The organism is Shewanella vaxholmensis (assembly GCF_031932135.1).
Taxonomy (GTDB): Bacteria; Pseudomonadota; Gammaproteobacteria; order Enterobacterales; family Shewanellaceae; genus Shewanella; species Shewanella hafniensis.
On sequence record NZ_JAUOEV010000006.1, the window covers coordinates 89,014 to 108,787 of the forward strand.

At 47.7% G+C, this 19,774-nt stretch carries 17 protein-coding genes; 10 read left to right on the forward strand and 7 right to left on the reverse strand.

Annotated elements, in window-relative coordinates; translation table 11 throughout:
- Positions 1 to 11: 11 nt before the first annotated feature.
- Positions 12 to 902 (reverse strand): aldo/keto reductase, encoded by an 891-nt coding sequence (locus tag Q4Q46_RS07665; protein ID WP_311890113.1) that lies wholly within the window; start codon positions 900 to 902, stop codon positions 12 to 14.
- Positions 903 to 1,106: 204 nt separating this feature from the next.
- Here Q4Q46_RS07665 and Q4Q46_RS07670 point away from each other — a divergent pair, with 204 nt between their 5' ends.
- Positions 1,107 to 2,864, forward strand: a complete 1,758-nt coding sequence (locus tag Q4Q46_RS07670; RefSeq protein ID WP_311905634.1) for a formate--tetrahydrofolate ligase — start codon at positions 1,107 to 1,109, stop codon at positions 2,862 to 2,864.
- Between the two features lie 122 nt (positions 2,865 to 2,986).
- Here Q4Q46_RS07670 and Q4Q46_RS07675 read toward each other — a convergent pair whose 3' ends face one another.
- Positions 2,987 to 4,636: a mechanosensitive ion channel domain-containing protein gene (locus tag Q4Q46_RS07675; RefSeq protein ID WP_311890115.1), complete on the reverse strand. Its 1,650-nt coding sequence runs from the start codon at positions 4,634 to 4,636 to the stop codon at positions 2,987 to 2,989.
- A gap of 245 nt (positions 4,637 to 4,881) precedes the next feature.
- On the opposite strand from Q4Q46_RS07675, the gene Q4Q46_RS07680 reads away from it, so the two are divergent.
- Positions 4,882 to 5,211, forward strand: coding sequence for a hypothetical protein (locus tag Q4Q46_RS07680; protein WP_006084232.1), 330 nt, complete (start codon positions 4,882 to 4,884; stop codon positions 5,209 to 5,211).
- A 115-nt stretch (positions 5,212 to 5,326) separates the two neighbouring features.
- Here Q4Q46_RS07680 and Q4Q46_RS07685 read toward each other — a convergent pair whose 3' ends face one another.
- Complete coding sequence (locus Q4Q46_RS07685; RefSeq protein WP_106651706.1) at positions 5,327 to 5,452, reverse strand: hypothetical protein; 126 nt, start codon at positions 5,450 to 5,452, stop codon at positions 5,327 to 5,329.
- Between the two features lie 290 nt (positions 5,453 to 5,742).
- Here Q4Q46_RS07685 and Q4Q46_RS07690 point away from each other — a divergent pair, with 290 nt between their 5' ends.
- From Q4Q46_RS07690 to rraB, 6 genes are all read left to right on the forward strand, one after another.
- Positions 5,743 to 6,033 carry an ABC-type zinc uptake system zinc chaperone gene (locus Q4Q46_RS07690; protein WP_311905635.1) on the forward strand — a complete coding sequence of 97 codons (291 nt, stop codon included), beginning with the start codon at positions 5,743 to 5,745 and terminating at the stop codon, positions 6,031 to 6,033.
- Between the two features lie 82 nt (positions 6,034 to 6,115).
- Positions 6,116 to 7,300: a hypothetical protein gene (locus tag Q4Q46_RS07695; protein ID WP_311905636.1), complete on the forward strand. Its 1,185-nt coding sequence runs from the start codon at positions 6,116 to 6,118 to the stop codon at positions 7,298 to 7,300.
- Positions 7,284 to 8,192, forward strand: a complete 909-nt coding sequence (locus tag Q4Q46_RS07700; protein WP_311905637.1) for a metal ABC transporter solute-binding protein, Zn/Mn family — start codon at positions 7,284 to 7,286, stop codon at positions 8,190 to 8,192. The genes Q4Q46_RS07695 and Q4Q46_RS07700 overlap by 17 nt, the downstream gene beginning before the upstream one ends.
- A gap of 4 nt (positions 8,193 to 8,196) precedes the next feature.
- A complete protein-coding gene (locus Q4Q46_RS07705) occupies positions 8,197 to 8,997 on the forward strand; it encodes a metal ABC transporter permease (protein ID WP_006084227.1) in 801 nt (266 codons plus the stop codon).
- 161 nt (positions 8,998 to 9,158) lie between these two features.
- Positions 9,159 to 9,902 (forward strand): 1-acylglycerol-3-phosphate O-acyltransferase, encoded by a 744-nt coding sequence (locus tag Q4Q46_RS07710; RefSeq protein WP_311905638.1) that lies wholly within the window; start codon positions 9,159 to 9,161, stop codon positions 9,900 to 9,902.
- 40 nt (positions 9,903 to 9,942) lie between these two features.
- Complete coding sequence (gene rraB / locus Q4Q46_RS07715) at positions 9,943 to 10,353, forward strand: ribonuclease E inhibitor RraB (protein WP_012090273.1); 411 nt, start codon at positions 9,943 to 9,945, stop codon at positions 10,351 to 10,353.
- 80 nt (positions 10,354 to 10,433) lie between these two features.
- Here the strand turns inward: rraB and Q4Q46_RS07720 are convergent, their stop codons facing one another.
- Both Q4Q46_RS07720 and Q4Q46_RS07725 read right to left on the reverse strand, forming a co-directional pair.
- A complete protein-coding gene (locus tag Q4Q46_RS07720) occupies positions 10,434 to 11,420 on the reverse strand; it encodes a sensor domain-containing diguanylate cyclase (RefSeq protein ID WP_106648221.1) in 987 nt (328 codons plus the stop codon).
- Between the two features lie 18 nt (positions 11,421 to 11,438).
- Positions 11,439 to 12,434, reverse strand: a complete 996-nt coding sequence (locus tag Q4Q46_RS07725; protein ID WP_006080020.1) for a response regulator — start codon at positions 12,432 to 12,434, stop codon at positions 11,439 to 11,441.
- A gap of 542 nt (positions 12,435 to 12,976) precedes the next feature.
- On the opposite strand from Q4Q46_RS07725, the gene Q4Q46_RS07730 reads away from it, so the two are divergent.
- Positions 12,977 to 13,783 carry a crotonase/enoyl-CoA hydratase family protein gene (locus Q4Q46_RS07730; protein WP_311905639.1) on the forward strand — a complete coding sequence of 269 codons (807 nt, stop codon included), beginning with the start codon at positions 12,977 to 12,979 and terminating at the stop codon, positions 13,781 to 13,783.
- 35 nt (positions 13,784 to 13,818) lie between these two features.
- On the opposite strand, the gene Q4Q46_RS07735 is transcribed toward Q4Q46_RS07730, so the two are convergent.
- Together Q4Q46_RS07735 and rapA are read right to left on the reverse strand one after the other, a co-directional pair.
- Positions 13,819 to 14,721, reverse strand: coding sequence for a DUF3530 family protein (locus Q4Q46_RS07735; RefSeq protein WP_311905671.1), 903 nt, complete (start codon positions 14,719 to 14,721; stop codon positions 13,819 to 13,821).
- Positions 14,722 to 14,978: 257 nt separating this feature from the next.
- A complete protein-coding gene (rapA, locus tag Q4Q46_RS07740; RefSeq protein ID WP_311905640.1) occupies positions 14,979 to 17,885 on the reverse strand; it encodes an RNA polymerase-associated protein RapA in 2,907 nt (968 codons plus the stop codon).
- 406 nt (positions 17,886 to 18,291) lie between these two features.
- On the opposite strand from rapA, the gene Q4Q46_RS07745 reads away from it, so the two are divergent.
- Positions 18,292 to 19,686, forward strand: a complete 1,395-nt coding sequence (locus Q4Q46_RS07745; RefSeq protein WP_006080025.1) for a PhoH family protein — start codon at positions 18,292 to 18,294, stop codon at positions 19,684 to 19,686.
- Positions 19,687 to 19,774 lie beyond the last annotated feature (88 nt).

Below are 19,774 nucleotides of genomic sequence, written 5' to 3' on the forward strand. Positions count from 1 at the left end.
GGAGGTAAAAATTAAGGTACGCTGTGACCCATAGATGCCTGCCAAATACTGAACCATTGCTGGCGATCGAGCTGGATCTCATTGGAGGCAACGGCGCGCTTTATCCGCTCGATATTGCCACTGCCGATAAGTGGCACGGGTCGGCTTGGTAGCATACGAACCCAGGCATAAATCACTTGGCTGATATCATGAGTTCCTACTTGCTCGGCGATGAGCTTGAGGGTTTGATGCAAGCGAACCGCCTGTGGGTTCGTGGTTTCAAAAATCTTTCCGCCTGCTAAGCACGACCAAGCCATAGGCCGAATACGACGTTGCTGGCACAAATCGAGCGTACCGTCGTGTAAGGTGCTCATCGCCAGTGGCGAGAGTTCCACTTGATTGGTGACTAAAGGGGCATCTAAGCGCGATTGCAACAAGGAAAACTGTGCATTAGTGAAGTTCGATACGCCAAAATGTTGTACTTTACCTGCTTGCTTGAGGCTCTTAAATGCCTCGGCGACCGCATCAGCGTCCATTAGGGGATCGGGTCTGTGGATCAGCAGCAGATCTAAATAGTCAGTATTGAGCTGTTTAAGGGAATGCTCGACGCTAGCAATAATATGCTCACAGGAGGTGTCGTAGTGATTAACATAGCGCTCAGGGCGGCACGCAAACGCGGGTTTAATGCCGCATTTACTGACAATTTGCATCTGTTGGCGCAGTGCTGGCTTTAAGGCTAATGCCTCGCCAAACAAGGTCTCGCATTGATATTCGCCATAAATATCAGCGTGATCCACAGTGGTCACGCCTAGTTCTAGATATTGCTCAATCAGGTTAAGGCGCTGCATGGGCGTCATGTCCCAGCTTTCCATTCGCCAGAAACCAGCAACAAATTCAGAAAAAGTGAAATGGGACTCGCTCATGCTGTTCCTCTTTGGGACTGTTTGCTTTTGATTTATAGGGCGCAGGGCAAAATATTTGATGCAGATTAAGGAATCGCTCATTAACCCTTTCGATGGCTATATATCTTAAAGCCAATCACCTAATATCCGCCCTATTCAATGAGTGTTGTGCTTAGCAACCCCTCATACTAAACCAAAGCGTATCTGAAAGGGAGAAATCGACGCATGCTGACAGATATGGATATTTCGAGTCGCGCAAGCCTTAAAAACATCACCGAACTGGGCACCGACTTAGGCCTGTTACCCGAAGAGATGATGCTATTTGGTCACACTAAAGCCAAGGTGGAGCTTAGTGTGTTGCAGCGTTTAGCGGGGCAACGCAAAGGTAAATTGATTATCGTCACCGCAGTTACGCCTACACCCCACGGCGAAGGTAAAACGGTGACGAGCATTGGCTTAACACAATCGTTAAATGCCATAGGCCAAAAGGCCTGTGCTTGTATTCGTCAACCCAGCATGGGACCTGTGTTTGGGGTGAAAGGTGGTGCTGCGGGTGGCGGTTATGCGCAAGTGGTGCCCATGCAGGAGATGAACTTACATCTCACGGGCGATATTCACGCCGTCAGCAGTGCCCACAATTTAGGGGCGGCGGCGATTGCGGCGCGGCTATTTCACGAGGCGCGCTTAGGTAAATCAGAATTTGAAGCGCAATCCGGACAAGCATTTTTGGCTATCGATCCCAAGGAGATCCGCTGGCATCGAGTAGTCGATCATAATGATCGCTGCCTTAGGCAAATCCAGGTGGGCTTAGGCGACAATAACGGCCCAGAGTACGGATCTAGCTTTGATATTACCGCCGCCTCTGAGTTGATGGCGATTTTAGCTTTAAGTCATGATTTGGCGGATATGCGGGTGCGGATCGGTCGTTTAGTGTTGGCCTTAAATACCCAAGGGCAAGTGATTACCGCCGACGATTTAGGTGTGGCTGGCGCGATGACGGCCATCATGGCCGATGCGATAAAGCCGACGTTAATGCAGACCTTAAATGGCTCGCCTTGCCTGATCCATTCAGGGCCCTTTGCCAATATTGCCCACGGTAACTCGTCAATTATTGCCGATGATATCGCCCTCAGGCTGGCGGACTTTGTGGTGACTGAAGGCGGTTTCGGCTCGGATATGGGCTTTGAAAAGTTCTGTAATATCAAAGTACGTCAATCGGGGCAGGCGCCAGCCGCCGCTGTATTGGTGACGACTGTAAAAGCGCTGAAGGCCAATAGTGGCTTGGCATCTGAGGCGGATAGCAATGTATCAAATATCCATGTGCCAAACATAAGCGCGATAAACAGCAATGCCCCTGATCAGTCTCGACTCGAAGCGGGCTTTGCAAATTTAAACTGGCATATCAACAATGTGGCGCGTTATGGCGTTCCTGTGGTGGTGGCTATTAATCGTTTCGCCACTGATTCTGATGCTGAGTTACAATGGCTAACGGAAGCCGTCAATGCGAGTGCTGCCTTTGGTTGTGAAATTAGCGATGCCTTCAGCCAAGGGGAAGCGGGCGCTATCGCCTTAGCGCAAACTGTGGTTCGCGCCGCTGAAACTAAGAGTCAGTTCAAGCTGTTATATCCTGATGAAGCCTCATTGGAGGCTAAGTTATCCACCTTAGCCGAAGTAGGCTACGGCGCTAAAGGCGTGAGTCTGTCTATCGAGACGAAACAACAGGCGCAGCAACTGACCGCGCTTGGCTATGGACATTTGCCTTTGTGTATGGCTAAAACGCCGTTATCCATTAGCCACGATCCTAGCTTAAAGGGTGTTCCTAAGGATTTTGTGGTGCCAGTGCGAGAGTTAGTGTTACATGCGGGGGCGGGATTCATTACCGCCTTAGTGGGTAATGTGATGACTATGCCAGGACTTGGGCTGAAACCGGGATACTTGAAAATCGATATTGATGCCAAAGGCGAGATAGTCGGTTTGGGCTAACGTTTAGATTCAAAACTAACTGTGCTGAGATAGAAAAGGGCGAGCTGACAGCTACGCCCTTTGACTCAGTTAACGTGCTAATACTGTTTTAGTGCTAACGCTTTAGTGCTGTTTTAAAACGGTTATTTCGTGGTTTGATAGATATGCACATCGCGCTGCGGGAACGGAATGCTGATCCCTTCGGCGTCGAAACGCATTTTCACTTCACGGGTAATGTCCCAATACACTTCCCAGTAATCTTCCGGTTTTGCCCATGGGCGCACGATAAAGTCCACCGAAGATTCTCCTAGCAGATGCAGTTTAATCGTCGGCTCTGGCAATGGCTGTACTTTAGGATGGGCCTCGACGATGGATTTGAGAATCGCTTCAGCATGTTCTATGTTGTCGCTGTAACCAATACCAAATGTCATATCCACCCGGCGTTGGTGCTCGACCGTGATGTTGTTAATAGTGTCGCCCCAAATCTTATTATTAGGAATAATAAGACGTTGGTTATCCATGGTTTTAATCGTGGTCGAGACCAGACTCATGTGGCTCACTCGACCCGTGACGCCAGCGGCGTTGATCAAGTCTCCCACATCGTAGGGACGATAAATTAAGATCATCATCCCAGAGGCAAAGTTCGACAGGGTATCTTGCAAGGCAAAACCAATAATCACACCCGCGATACCAAAGCCTGCGAGCAGCGGCCCAAGTTCGATCCCAAGTTGAGACAGGGCGATCAAGAGTCCGATAGTAAAGACGGCTTTGCCTGATAGCGAAGTAAAGAAGTCTTGTAATAACTTGCTCAAATTCAATTTAGAATTGCTAACAGTATTCTTCACTATCTGTTTGGCTAACTTACCAGCGAGACCCGCGATAAATAAGATCAAGCAGAATACAAATAACTTAAACACGACCGTAGGGCCATGATTTATCGCTTGTTCCTGCGCCGTGTTCAGCCATTGCTCGATTAAGCTTGAGGCCACATCAAAGCTCAACACATCCTGAGTAATATCGCCTGACACACTGAACAAGGTCTTTTTCAGTGCGGCAGTATCTTGGCCTAAAGCATCGAGTAAGTTTATGTCGATATTTAAGCTTTGGCTATTTTGGGCTAAGCGTTCCTTTAGCATCATCACGTGGCTGGTTTGCGCCGACGTAACGTCTTTACCCGCACTGGTTGCGGTATCGACCGCAGTTTGCAGTTGCTGCTGAGTGTAAGTCACTAAACTTTCGAGCATATCTGCACGCGCAATTAAAATTTGCAGCAGTGACTTTTGCGCTTCACTAATATCTTGGCCAACTTGTTCGAGCCAATTGAGTGTCTCGAGTTGTTGTTTGTAATAGGTGTCTTTGTCTAATTCGCGCTTAGAGATATCGAGCAGAATCGCATCATCTTTACCTGAGCCTAATTGCTGCTCTAATTTATCAATGTTGTCATCGATATAGCTATCAATCTGTTGGATGTAGTTCAATTGCCCTTGGATCAATGGCTGCAGAAAAACACTGTCGATCGGTGTTGCTTCGAGCAGATCTTTAATCTTATTACGTAACTGTAAGGTTTTGTTTTGAATGCGATATTCGACAATCGTCTTCAACTCACCTTTTGCATGTTTTAGTTTATGGATATCGGTATCGATAGCCTGTTGCAACATAGCCAGTTCAGCTTTGACCGCCACAGGTGTGGTTGATGTGTTATCGGTTACCGCGACAGGTTCGGCTTGCGTTGGAGATGAAAGGCTTAACAATGGAATAAATAGGGCAAACACTAGAGCGAGGTAGCGATGCATAGGAATGGTCTTAAGTTGAAATATGTTTGGTTATGATAGTGGCTGCCGGATTGACTGTAAAACGCCGTCGCGTGAAATTGGCCTCGGAGCTAAGGTTTTTTGTAGTAGGGGTGTATTAGGCTTATTGCTGGGCTCGTGGCTTTACCCGTATCTTCGACAATATTAGCCTTTTATCAGTATTTGCTGGCCGTAGTCTGGCAGGGATCTGGTAAACTTGCGCATCGCTATTTAGGAATCGTGTTTTCATGTTGTGTTCCCATTGTAATCAGTACATCAAGGTCAGTGATATCACCCAGCAAAGAGGCAAAGGTTTTGATGCCCAAGTGCGTTGTCCCCACTGCACCGCTTGGTTAGGCCGCAGCCCAACATTGGCTAAGCTTAAGTTATTGGGCTTTTATTTGAGTGTGTTTACGGCGGGATACAGTTATTTCGATGCCTCAGTGCGGCACTTTGCGATCCCTGTGATGATTTTTTCGCTGATGTTGTTGTTTGTGAGTCACTTTATGGACCAAGTGATCACCATTGAAGCGCCGGAACCCGTCGATGATAGTGACCAAAGACAAAAGTACCGATAACAAGAAGACAATTTGTTGAGGCACAAATGAGTCGAGCGCCTTTAGCGGGCGCTCAAGGTATAGCGAAGCAGGTGTTTATTGTGGCGAATTATCGCCGTCGCGAGTGGGCCTTTGCTTACTGAACGACTTGTTCTTGGGCCGCTAATGAGTGCTCAACGTAGTAAATGCCACCAAATATCACCACGCTGAAAATCACTATCCCTAAGATAATCCCTAAGTTTTCACGAAAAAATGCTAGCATGTGAGTTGCCTTTTGGTGGTTGAAAATGGACGCCATATCGAGCTCAATTTTGCCGCTGTGCTCGCTGACATAAAAACTAAATACACTATAGTTACACTCACTTAAGCTAATCTTAAATGCACTCTTTTAGCTGCATTCCCGCAAGGATTCGCCGTAATGGGCGAGGCAAGTTGTCGCTAAGATTACCCACCTCAAATATCTTGTAACCTTTTGCAAAGTGATTACCTTATTGCAACTTGCTATGGCCCTGACATAGACTTATGCAACTTTTTAACTATGGGGACGACTGAGTGAGACTTAAACGTCACATTAGACGCACGATTTCGATATGGCTTTCGGCCATCTTGATATTGCTGTCTTTTGCCGCCTCAGCCCATAGTGTGACCCATCTTGACGATGGGGCTAAGACCCACTGTACCCTGTGCTTCCATCAGCACCAGCTCAACAAGATTCTATTGACCCAACCGCTGACGCTTAATTTAGGCGTACAGCATTTCGATGTGGTCGAATTTGTTTTACCCCCCTCCATTTCTAAACACGTCAGTGTTTATCGCAGTCGTGCGCCTCCTGTCACGCTCTAAATCAACTCAAACATTTTAACTTATTGTATTTCTTGATGACTTTATATCAGTCGTCGAGTGCTAGTTGTATTTTGGAGATATCATGACTGTTTTAAATACCCGAATTTCTTTGGTGGCTTTGGCGTGTGCGTTTGTATCGCCTAGCTTATTGGCTGAAGATTCGAGCCTCACGAACCCAGCGATCAGCGCCGTATTAAATGGTTACTATCAAACGGGTGAGCGCCCATTAGCCGAGAGTCCAGATGGCTTTGGTTTAGGCGAGACTGAACTGGCGATGAGTGCCAATATCGATGATATGTTTTACGGTAAAATCACCGCAGTAGTTGAAATGCATGACGGTGAGACTGAGCTGAATCTTGAAGAAGCCTTCATTCAAACCATGGCGATGTCAGCGGGATTTTCTATCCGTGGTGGCCGTTTCCTATCGGACATTGGTTACCTCAATAACCAACATTTACACACAGATTCTTTCACCGACCGTCCAGTGGTTTACCGCGCATTTTTAGGCGGCCATTATTTCGATGACGGTATACGTTTCAACTACGTAGCGCCAACCGACTTGTATTGGACTATGGGCGTTGAAGCCTTTAAGGGCGACAGTTTACGTGCCGCCGATGAGCATGGTGAACGTGAGTTTAAGAAGGTCGGCGTTTATACCTTGTACTCAAAAATCGGTGGCGACATAGGCGATAACAGCTCATGGCAAGCGGGTTTAAGTTACCTGCGTAACGAGAATGGCCAAGTGACTGCCCATGAAGAAGGCGAGCATGAAGATGAGCATGACCATGGTGATGAGCACGCAGGTCATAGCCACGCCGCATCGTACACAGGTAAAAATACCTATGGTGCTGATTTTGTTTATAAGTGGGCGCCTAACGGTAACTACAAATATCAGAATCTTACCGTGAGCGGCGAGTATTATCGGGTGAGCGATTTTACCCCTGTCGATCTGCATCCAGAGGATGCGCCAAGCCAAGATTACCACCAAGGTTGGTATCTGAGCAGTGTGTACCAATTCACGCCTAGCTGGTCAGCGGGTGTACGTTATGGTGAAGCGGATACCCAAGAGCTCCATGGCGATCATTTCCATGGGCAGAAGTTGAAAGAATCTGAGGTGAGTTTGGCTTGGCACTCTAGCCACTTCTCGACGGTTCGTTTCCAGTATACCAATCAAAAGGGTACTAACTTCGACGGAATTGAAGACGATAACATCTTCACTATTCAATACATTATGTCTCTGGGGGCTCACGGTGCGCATCAATTCTAATTTAGCTAAATTGGCCGCAGTGGCCTTATCTGTCACTTATACCGGTTTGGCCCACGCCGAACTGAACGTGTTTGCCTGTGAACCTGAATATGCAGCATTAGCGAAGGAGCTGGCTCCTACGGCGAGCATCTATTCGGCAACAACGGCATTGCAGGACCCGCACCAAGTGCAGGCGCGTCCGAGTTTGATCGCCAAAATGCGTCAGGCGGATCTTGTGGTCTGCGCCGGTGCCGATCTTGAAGTGGGTTGGTTGCCTATGCTGCAAATGAAGTCGGCAAACGCGAATGTGCGCTCGACCGATCAAGGCTTATTTTTCGCCGCCGATCAAATCGAGACTTTAGATAAGCTGGCCAGCGTCGATCGCAGCATGGGTGATGTGCATGCCCAAGGTAATCCACATATCCATTTTGACCCGACGCGGCTGTTCAAAGTCGCCACGGCACTGAGTGCTAAGCTGACTCAGTTAGATCCTGCTGGCGCGGCCGATTATCAAAAGTCACTGGCAGATTTTACTACTCGCTGGCAAGCAGCAGTCCCGCGTTGGGAAGAGCAAGCTAAGGGATTACAAGGTAAAAAAGTGATCGCTTACCACTCAAGCTTCAGATACTTATTCAACTGGATTGGTATCGAGCAAGTGGCAGATTTAGAGCCTAAACCGGGTTTAGCTCCGACTAGCGGCCACTTAGCGAGTCTGCTGACGCGTGCTGAGCAAGGGGATATTCTGGCGGTGGTCGTGGCCTCTTATCAGGACGAGCGCGGTGCAAAATGGCTGGGTGAAAAAGCGAACTTGCCCGTGGTAATGCTGCCTATGTCTGTGGGTGGTAACGATAAGAGCCAAGATTTATTTAGCCTCTATGACAGCGTGATTTCCCTCTTAAATGGAGTGAAATAAACCTATGTTTGATCTTGAACTGATGTCGATTCTGTTGCCTGCATTGGCAGCGGGGATCTTAGTGTTGTCGACGCATATTGTACTTGGAAGACAAGTACTTAAGCGTGGCATCATTTTTATCGATTTAGCGATAGCGCAAGTTGCCGCCTTAGGCGCGATTGTCGCTCACATGGACCACAGGTTAGAAGACATGCCGTTTGCTAATGTGTGGATGCCAGCGCTGTTTGCCCTCGCGGGCGCAGGGTTTATTGCTTGGTTATCTAAGCGGATGGCGGGTGAGTTGGAGGCAATGATCGGCTGCTTTTATGTGTTGTCTGCGGTAGCGGCTATGTTGCTGCTGGCGAACGACCCACACGGCGCCGAGCTGTTAAAGCAATTGATGTCAGGTCAGATCCTGTGGGTGAGTTGGTCACAACTGATTTTGCCGGCAGTGGTATATTCACTGGTGCTATTGGCGATATTCCTGCGTCCCCAGATGTTGGATGGTGCAGGGTTCTATCTGCTATTTGCGCTGGTCATTACCTTGTCGGTTGAATTAGTGGGCGTTTATCTGGTGTTCAGTACCTTGATATTGCCCGCTTTAGCACTGAACAAGTACCGCGGTAAAGGTCGGTTATTTTACGCTTACCTCGTCGGTTTGTTGGGTTATGTTCTAGGATTAGTCCTGTCGGCGACGTTAGATCTGCCCAGCGGTGCGGCGATTGTCGCGACTTTGGCCGTGAGCGCCTTAGTGATCCGTTTTGTGTTAGCTAAAGTTGCGCCTCAGGCAACGGGATCTGAAATCCTGCCAAAGCACCACGCTTAGATAAATATTGATATAAAAGCCCATAGATACACTGGATTTTCAGTATATCGATGGGCTTTTTTGCTTGCTTGTTAGCAAGTCAGCTTACAGATGTAAACAATATATTGAGTCCCAAAGCCATGGTGGATATACTGTCGCCACTTTTATAGTCGGAGTAAATCGTGCTTTTAATCGTCAGATCAATGCTGTTGGCGGTGTCATTGTTGCTTGCCTTTATTTTTGGTGGCTTAGTGTGTTTATTAAGACCTCGGCACCGCGACAATGTACATATGTTCGCCAAGATCTTCTCATCGGTCGCTCCGATCCTTGGGATCAAAGTGATTGTACGTCGACATAAAGATGTGCAGGATGGCCCCTATATTTTCCTCGCAAATCATCAGAATAACTTCGATCTGTTTACTCATACGACTGCGGTACCTAAAGGGACTGTGAGTTTGGGTAAGAAGAGTTTGGCGTGGATGCCATTATTCGGTCAAATCTATTGGTTGTCAGGAAATATTCTGATCGACCGCAAAAACCGTCACAGTGCCTTTGATACTATGGCTAAAACGGTTGAAAAAATTAAGCAGAAGAATCTATCCGTATGGATTTTCCCTGAAGGTACACGTTCGCGTGGTCGTGGTCTGTTACCTTTTAAAGCAGGAGCTTTCCATACTGCAATCGCGGCGGGAGTGCCAGTGGTGCCAGTGGTTGCTTCGTGTCAGAGCCATATTAAGTTAAATCGCTGGAATAATGGTGTCGTCATCATCGATATGATGGCACCTGTGCCGACCGCAGGTTTAGATAAAGCCGATGTGAAAAACTTCTCTGCGCAAATTCATGCCAGCATGTCGGCGAGATTTGCTGAGATAAATCAAGAAGCGGCAGCACTTATGGGTAAAACTCTCGCGAGTGATGACGTATAATGCCAATTTGAGCCAGATTTACCTTAACGGAGACAAATCCATGTCTATTGAAAGTCAGTTAAAAGCCCAACTTGCAGAGAATCGTGACATAGTGCAAGCCCTGCTTGACGATGGCTCAGAGCCTGATGCGGAATATGTTATTGAGCATCACTTTTCATCGACCAATTTCGATCGTCTCGAAAAAGCCGCAGTAGATGCCTTTAAATTAGGTTTTGAGGTAAATGACGCTGAAGAGATGGAACTGGAAGATGGTTCAATTATTTTCTGTTTCGATGCTGTCGCGCACCACAAGCTAGATGTTGAATTACTGGATAAAGCCGCAGAACAACTGCTGCAATTAGCGGTAAAACAGAAAGTGGAATATGACGGTTGGGGCACCTATTTTGTCGGTGATGAAATGGATGACGAAGAAGATGAAGACGACGAAGAAGATGATGGTTTCCCTCATTAATTCGCGCGTGAATATCTAATCTATATCCGCTTTAAATAAAAATGCCCATCTATGATGGGCATTTTTATTAGGTAGATATTTTAAGTTTGGCTGATTTTTTTCGCAGTTGTACTGGTATGCAGAACGCTGCAATTACGGCCTTTTTGCTTGGCTTCGTACAGCGCTTTATCGGAGCAAGAAATCCAGCTTGAGCTGCTGGTGATGTGGGAACCAATTTCGCATACACCTAAACTCACAGTCACAGAGATCTTCAAGCTTTCATACACTATGACGGATGCGGCGATTTTTTCCCTGAGCCGCTCGGTAAAGTTCATCGCATCTGCGCCGCTGGTTTTGGGCAATACAACCGCAAATTCTTCGCCGCCATAACGTCCGGCGCAATCGGTCTCACGCAGGGATTGGCTGAGTAAGTGGGCGATATGCTGGATCACTTTATCACCCGCCAGATGACCATAGCTGTCATTGATATGTTTAAAGTTATCGATATCTATCATCACTAAACTTGCCATGCCTGAGTAGCGGGCATACATGTCGTACTCATGGTCTAAACATTCTTGCCAATGACGACGGTTATGCAGCTGAGTCAAACCATCGGTTTGGCTTAGGCGCTCGAGTTGCTCGTTCGCGGCTTTAAGTTGTAACTTGTTGATGGCAATATCAGTCACATCATAAATAATCACGCTGATATGGGTCACTTGCCCTGTAAGCGATGCCAGTGGCAACAAGGTCACGTTTTGGTACATGTAGTCTGCACGGCCTGTGATCGGGCGGTAGTTTTTAAATTGGAAAACGTATGGCCTTTGTTCCCAGCTGATAAAGGCACGGTTTTTAAGCATAAAAACCGATTCCATTTTCTGCTTTAACCAAGTGGCGGGCAGATCGGGGAAGCGGGTAAACAAGTTTTGACCTTTGATCGAATTAGGGGAAACACCGCTGTGATTCTCCATAAAACCGTTCCACAGCTGGATATTGTAATGGCGATCTAATACCACTAATCCCACCTCTATGGTTTGCACCATATCGATGAGCCAGTGTAGTTCGTTCATTGCGCTTTGGTCATTTGACATAGGATAAAATCCAACTGGTTAATCGAGTAAATAGCCGAGTTTATAGCTAAGTGTGGGGATAGAATCCTCGGTGAAGAGCAGTAACAAATCGCATTGAATATTATGATCTTCAATCCGATAGTTGATCTCCATAGCCAAAGTTCGCTGCCATTTTTCTGAATTATCATGGATCAGATCGTTAACCGTGCAGTGCCGTCCTAGCACGACAGGGTGAGCCTGACTAAATTTCATGTCGAGCTGTTCAGAAATGCCGTTAAGGAAGGCGCCGATCAGCACGTTTCCGGTATCGATCAGCACTTCTATCTCAGTATTTTTATCTTCAGGATTGGCTAATCCCATCAGCTTGGCCATGTCTTTAAAGCTGGAATCATGGAACAAAAGCAGGGCCTCTCCCGCAATCCCCGCCCCGATAAAACCTTGGCAAAGTGCCGATACGGTCGAGCTTTCTTCCGTGGCTTTGAGTGCCATGGTCAACTCACTCACCTCAAGCACGTTCACATTGGGGATGGGCAGCAACACGAATACATCGAGTAACTTAGCTAACAGATCGGCGGCGCGTCCCATGGCGACGTTGGCAATTTCTTGGCAAGCGTCACGCATGTCGACTTTGATCATCGGGACTTCGTCGGCGATATCTTTCTGCGTCAGGGTTAAGATGCCGTAATCTTGCAAAATGTTGCTGATGGCATCGGCGCTAACGGGTTTTTGAATAAAATCTAATGCGCCTAAGGCTTTGACTCGCTCGTGAGCTTTGATTTGAATGTCGCCAGAGACCACAATGATCAGCGCGGGGAGATCCTGCTGCTGCACGGTTTGCAGTACTTCATAACCGTCCATCACTGGCATGTTGAGATCGAGAAATACCACTTCGCCTTTTCCGGCTCGGATAGCATCAAGGCCTTCGGCACCATTGGTCGCATAAGTAATTTCCACATCCCACTCTTTTGGGAGCGTGCGGGCCATTTGCTTACGCGCCATGGCGGAATCGTCACAGATGAGTACAGATATTGACATGCTGACTAGTGATCCTTATTTGCCCATTAATTGAAGATAACACTTATTTTTCAGGTCCGACTGACGAATTGCGTTCTTCGGGCAAGTCTGATTTATATCTTCTAGATGTAACTTATAGATATTATTGATTAATTTCGTTTTTTCGCTGACATTAAAATTTGACTCATTATTGAATCACATGATGCAAAATCTTAAATCGAGCAGGCTAATTTTTAGCAAATAACAAGGATGTAGCGCATAAAAACGGACGACTGAGTCCATTTGTTTGCGGCTTTATCCTTAGCGGCAAGTACAGTGCTACATAAGTGTCGATGTTGGCGGCGAGGTAACTTCATTGCCGAGTTCGATAAGTCTATCTCATCGAAAGATACATTAGGATTACCGCACGTAGTGGCGACAGCCTAACATAAGTTGCCTTCAGTCCATGTTTGAATTGGCAATATTTTGACTCAAGTCAAAAAACAGGCTCATGTTATATCTTTTAGTGAATTATTCCAAACGTGTTAACATTTATTCTGGACTGACCAGTAACGGAATATTTCATGAGTGGCCAAAGTGTACAAGTCAAAATCGATGATGGCATCGCCTATGTGTTGCTTAATCGTCCTGAAAAAATGAATGCGATTAATTATTTAATGTTTAGTGAGCTCGACCGTGCGATTAAAAAGATCAAATCCAATCGTGGGGTGCGAGCGGTGATCCTCTCGGGGGCGGGTGGCAATTTTAGCTCTGGACTCGATGTCAAAAGCGTGATGTCGGCACCCATGCAGGCGGTAAAATTACTGTTTAAGGGCTTACCGGGGAATGCGAACTTAGCACAGCGGGTGTCATTAGGTTGGCAACGCTTGCCCGTACCTGTGATTGCCGTACTTGAAGGCTGTTGCTATGGCGGCGGTATGCAACTCGCCTTGGGCGCAGATGTGCGCATCGCTAGTCATGACTGTAAGTTATCGATTATGGAAGCGAAATGGGGACTCGTGCCCGATATGGCGGGGTTGGTCGCGTTAAGGCAAATCATGCCTAAGGATCAAGCCATGCTGCTGAGCCTGACGGCAAAAGTGCTTGAGGGCAATGAAGCGCAGGCCTTAGGACTCGTGACGCAAGTGAGCGAGACGCCGATGGAAGTGGCTCAACAATTGGCGCAGCAACTGATGCAAACCTCACCGGATGCAGCAGCGGCCATCAAACTCAGTATTAACCGTAGTTGGACGGCTTCGGTGCGGAGTCTACTTTGCCGTGAGTCGATTAGTCAGATTCGCTTGTTGTTAGGCAAAAATTGCAAGATAGCGGCGACGCGCCAGCTCAAAGATCCACAAAAACCCTATCAAGATCGCCAATCGGGTTGGTAGTGCTATTTGGCTCGAATTAGTTGGAATCGTGGCGTTTACTGCGCGCCGCTCATGCGTGCGGCAAAGCCTTTAATCGCATCTAAGCAATTCTGCCACGCGCTCTCGTTGTCTAAATTGAGCGCTAAGCGGGTTTGGCGATAGTTAGGGCTTTCTAAGGTTACGGCTAAAACCTTACGGTTAGCGGCCGTTTCTAATGAGGCGGGGTGACCGTCTGGCGATTGGATATCTAAAATCGGTAAGGTGAGTTTCGCCAGTTGCTCCGCGAGTGCTTGATTGAGCTTTTCGTCCTCACGATAGGGATTGATGACGATTAGCACATCGGGATCGGCAATTTTCTTCTGACTTAATAAGCTAATCAATAATCCAGCGCTTTGGTCGGCGGTGATCAAAATGCGTTTGCCCGCATAATCTGCGCCGACCGCATCTAATTGCGACATGCTTTGGACCAGAAAGTCTTCCTGCTCTTGCAGATGTTTGCTGTTATCTTCGGGCTTGATTTTAGGGCTAGGTTTGTTGGACGGTGAACTTAATTGCGCGGCGCCGGGCGAGGTGACTTCGGTGGCGGCGGTGGCAAAATTGGCCGCAGGCAGTTCAGTTGGCGGGGTTAAACTTAAGCTGGCCCAACCGGCAGGATTGATATTACGACGGACAAACGCCATCAATCCCGGTGCATCTGCCGTGCCGTTGGTGGCGGGCAGAATGATCGCCGCACCGAGTTTCTTTTTTCCTTCCCATGGCCGTACTAACAAATCGTAGGGCTGATTGTCTATGGTGATTTGTTTGACTTCATTCTCAGGTAAATAGCGGTTATTTAATTTTTTGGCACTGACTTCTGCTGGCGTTGGCGTTGGCGTAGCTGTTGCTGGGTCTGCCGCGCGGGAAGAGATGGTTGTGAAACCAAGTAGGAGGCAAAAGAGAAGCGAAATAATGCGTGCCATAGAATTGATAACCACCTGTGTAGTCTCATTAATTCATCAGTGCTTGAGTATAACCTGAACAATTACCAAAAAGTGAACTTTCCTCGCCAAAGAGTGACGCCTCATCATTTGGGATAATCACGTTAATTGGGAAGACGCTGCTGAACATCAACAGCCGCTTATTATAGAAAACTACTTTGAATCGAAAGCCACAGGGCATAAAAAAGCCCAACGCTGAGGCTGGGCTAATTGATTGAAACCTACTGTTCCGCTTGGGTTTATACGTGGCTGACGAGCACCATACGGATCGCATCGAGTTGTAACTGGCTGGCATCCAGATAAGTGTTTAACTCTTGCATTTGATTGCGCAGGTATTCCAATTCTTCCTCACGGATATTGGGGTTTACCGCCTTGAGTGACTCTAAACGACTCAGCTCTGTGCTCAGTTGTTGTGTCATTTTCTCTCTGGCTTGGGCGACCATTTCATCCACAACCACTTGAGCATATTCCTCACCCTTAGCAAATAACGGATGCAGAATTGGCTGAGATGCGGTGACTAACTTGCCGCCAATGTGACGATTCACCGCGCTCAATTGCTTATCGAAACTGGCGTAATCCACTTTAGCCGACAGGTCGTTACCGTTTTTATCCAACAACACGCGAATGGGTGTAGGCGGTAAATAACGGTAAAGCTGGCTCGACTTAGGTGCTGAGGCATCGGCCATGTAGATGAGTTCTAAGAATAAGGTACCTGCAGGCAGGGCTTTATTTTTTAGAATTGCGACGCTGGTGGTGCCAGTTTCTGAACCTGTGATCAGATCTAGCCCCGTTTGCACCAGTGGATGCTCTTGGGTGATCAGCGCAATATCATCGCGAGATAACGCTGTGTCACGGTCGAAGGTCACAGTCACGCCATCTTCTGGCAAGCCAGGGTAGGTTGGGAACATCATGTGCTCGCTCGGGCGCAGAATGATTGAGTTTTCACCCTTATCTTCTTGATCGACACCGATAATATCCCACAGACGGATCACTGAACCGATCAAATGGGTATCACCATCATTCTGGGCGAGGCGTTGGACGATAGCCATTGCCTTCTCGCCGCCGTGTGAGTTGATTTCCAGCAGTTTGTCGCGGCCTTGCTCCATGGCGTGCTTGAGTTCTTTATAACGGCTCTGGGTGTGATTGAGCAGGTTTGTCAGCTCGTCGCTGTCATCAACCACAAGCACGTTTAACAGATCTTCGGCAAATTCACTGTAAAGCACATGGCCACTCGGACAAGTCAGTTCGAAGGCATTTAGCCCTTGGTGATACCACTGCATCAAACGTTCTTGGGCGGTGTCTTCAAGGTACGGCAAGTGAATTTGGATATCATTTTTCTGGCCGATACGGTCTAAACGACCGATGCGCTGTTCCAATAGATCTGGGTTTAGCGGCAGATCGAATAGTACTAAGTGACTGGCAAACTGGAAGTTACGGCCTTCAGAACCAATTTCAGAACAGATCAACGCCTGTGCGCCGCCTTCCTCTTGGGCAAAGTAAGCGCCGGCTTTATCGCGCTCGATAATCGACATGCCTTCGTGGAATACCGTCGCTTGAATCCCTTCGCGGGTGCGCAGAGCTTCTTCTAAACTCAGGGCGGTTTCCGCTTGGCTGGCGATGATCAGCACTTTTTTGCTGCGGTGTGATTTTAAGAACTCAATTAACCAATCCACACGGGGATCGAACTTCCACCAACTGGCGCTGTTATCTTCAAATTCTTGATATAACTTTTCAGGGCTAAGGGCTTGCGCCGCTTTCGCCTCTAATGACTTGTGTCCGCCCATCATGCCACTGACGCGTGCAGCAGTTTGATATTGATCTGGCATGGCATGGGGATAAGCGTTAAAGAAACGCTTTGGAAAGCCTTTTACCGAGGCACGGCTGTTACGGTATAACACGCGGCCAGTACCGTGACGGTCGAGTAATTCTTGCAGTAATTCGCTGCGGGCAGCATGTTGTACTTCGGCATCAATACCGTCGGCTTGGATTAAACGAATACTTGGGCTGATGTCTTTTTCGCCCAGTAATTCGGTCAAGCTGTTGATGGCGGCATCGGATAATTTAGCGTTGCCAGCTAAGGCTTCGGCGGCAATGGCGACGTCTTTATAGCTGTCTTCTTCGGCTAGGAAGGCATCGTAATCGTAGAAACGATCTGGATCGAGCAGGCGTAAACGGGCGAAGTGACTCTCATGGCCAAGTTGATCCGGCGTTGCGGTTAACAGTAACACGCCTGGGATCACTTCGCTTAATGCTTCAACCACTTGATAGGCGCGGCTTGGCGCTTCTTCGGTCCATTCTAAGTGGTGCGCTTCGTCAACCACTAACAGATCCCAATCGGCATCTAGGGCTTGATCAAGACGTTTTTTCTTACGCAGTAATTCGAGTGAGCAAATCACTAACTGTTCTGTGTAGAAAGGATTGTCGTGATCGGCATAGGCTTCTACACAACGATCTTCATCAAATACCGAAAAGCGCAGGTTAAAGCGGCGCAGCATTTCCACTAACCACTGATGGCGCAGAGTATCGGGCACGATAATCAGAATGCGTTCGGCGCGGCCGGTCAGCAGTTGTTGGTGAATAATCAGACCTGCTTCAATGGTTTTACCTAAACCCACTTCATCGGCTAACAGTACGCGCGGTGCATAGCGACGCCCGACTTCATGGGCAATCCACATTTGATGCGGAATAAGTCCTACGCGTGGACCTTGCAAACCAAGCAGGTCCGATGAGGCCAGTTTATGGCGCAACATTTGGCACTGATAACGCACACCAAAACGGTCGAGGCGATCGATTTGGCCAGCGAATAAACGGTCTTGGGGTTTATTGAAACGAATATTGTGGTTCAGCAGGGTTTCACGCAGGGTAACTTGCTCGCCTGTCTCACTGTGAATGCCGTGATAGATCACTATCCCGTCTTTCTCGGTCAACTCGCTGACCGCAAGGCTCCAGCCTTCATGGCTTTCAACCGAATCGCCGGGATTGTATATAACGCGTGTCAGAGGGGCTTCTGCTCGGGAGAACATGCGGTTCTCACCCGTGGCAGGGAATAAAACAGTGACCATACGGCCTTCTACTTGAACCACAGTTCCTAAACCAAGCTCTGACTCGGTATCACTTATCCAACGTTGACCTAAGGCGAACGGCATCTTAAATTCTCATTTCTAGGCGGACTCTAACAAAGGGCGCGTATGTTATACCAATACTCGTGATATTTAAATCGCCCTCTCACCCGTTAGAGCCTAATTCCCAGAGTGCTAGATTACAAATTGTACAAGCGACAAAATTGTCGTGCCAGTACATGAAATTGTCACGCTAATGTCACATCCGCGGTTATACACTGCCTCGAGTCTGTATGGTAAACAATGGTTGCTGTATTGTTATCTCGTGAGTTTGGTGCCAATATCAACTTAAGGTTTAAGTGCAAGTAAAGTGCTATCGACTTGAACCTTATGATCATTCTTTGCCATATGCTTTGCCAGTAATAGGAGTTGTGTAACTTTTATTGAGACTCAAAAGTTTGTTTAAACTTTAATGAAGCACTCTGGAGGCGCCATGGAACAAGACGACAGAAAGTTGTTTGTACTGGATACCAATGTGTTACTACATGAACCTTTGGCGATCTATTCGTTTAAAGAGCACGATGTGGTCATTCCGATGACAGTGCTAGAAGAGTTGGACCAGATTAAAGATCGAAAGAGTGATGTGAGTCGGGATGCTAGAGTTGCCATCAGGGCATTGGAAGATACCCTAGGTGGTGAAACCACCCCAGAGCAGATTATCAATGGTGTCCCTTTGCCCAGCCGAGAGGGTCATGCCGATGCGGTCGGTTCGCTCTCAATCTTCCCTGATCACCTTGTTGATTTTACCTTAGGCGCCCTGCCGGGAGATGGAAACGACAATCGCATTATCAACACCGCCCTACATCTGCAAAACCTGCATCAACCCCGTACCGTTGTTTTAGTCACCAAAGATATCAATATGCGCCTCAAAGCCAAGGGCGCGGGCATTCAATTGGTTGAAGATTATCGAACTGACCAGTTGATCGATGATATTCGCTTCCTCAGCAAAGGTTTTTACCAGTTCGAAGGTAATTTTTGGGAGCACTTGAACAAGGTCTCCACCGAGCGCCACGGTAGACACACAGTGCATGAAGTGCCGCTCAAAGATCTTGAAAATGATAAGTTTTACATCAACCAATACCTTATCGACACTGAGTCTGATTTTTGCGGTCGCGTTACCGAGCGCACAGACACCCATCTGCACATTTTAGATCTTGGTCGTGAGCGAGTGAAAAACCTCGAAGCTTGGGGCGTTAAACCTAAAAACGTCTATCAAGGCATGGCGTTGCAAGCATTGCTCGATCCCGATATCGATCTGGTGATCTTAACCGGCCCCGCGGGTTGCGGTAAAACCTTGCTCGCCATGGCGGCGGCGTTGGAACTTGTGGTCGAGCGCAATCGCTACGACAAAGTGATCGTCACCCGTAACACCCCAGAAATCGCCGAATCTATTGGCTTCTTGCCCGGCACCGAAGAGGAGAAGATGATGCCGTGGCTGGCCGCTATTACTGATACGCTCGAAGTGCTACACAAGAATGATGTTAATCCCACGGGTAGCATGAACTACATCATGGAGAAGGCTAACATTCAGTTTAAGTCGATTAACTTTATGCGTGGGCGTTCGATCCAAAACTCCATCGTGCTACTGGATGAATGTCAAAACCTCACCGCCTCGCAGATCAAAACCATGATCACCCGTATGGGCGAGGGCACAAAGCTGATTTGTTGCGGTAACTTAGCGCAAATCGACTCTAACTACTTAACTGCAGTGACCTCAGGTTTAACCTACATTGTTGAACGTTTTAAAGACTTTGAAGGCAGCGCCAACGTGTATCTCAATGGCGTGGTGCGTTCACGCTTAGCTGAATACGCCGAAGAGCATCTGTAAAGCAGGTCGGTTTAATTTAGGGTAATGACTAAGGCCTCAGATATGGAGGCCTTAATTTGATGGAGTAGTAGATTTTTAATCGACTTAT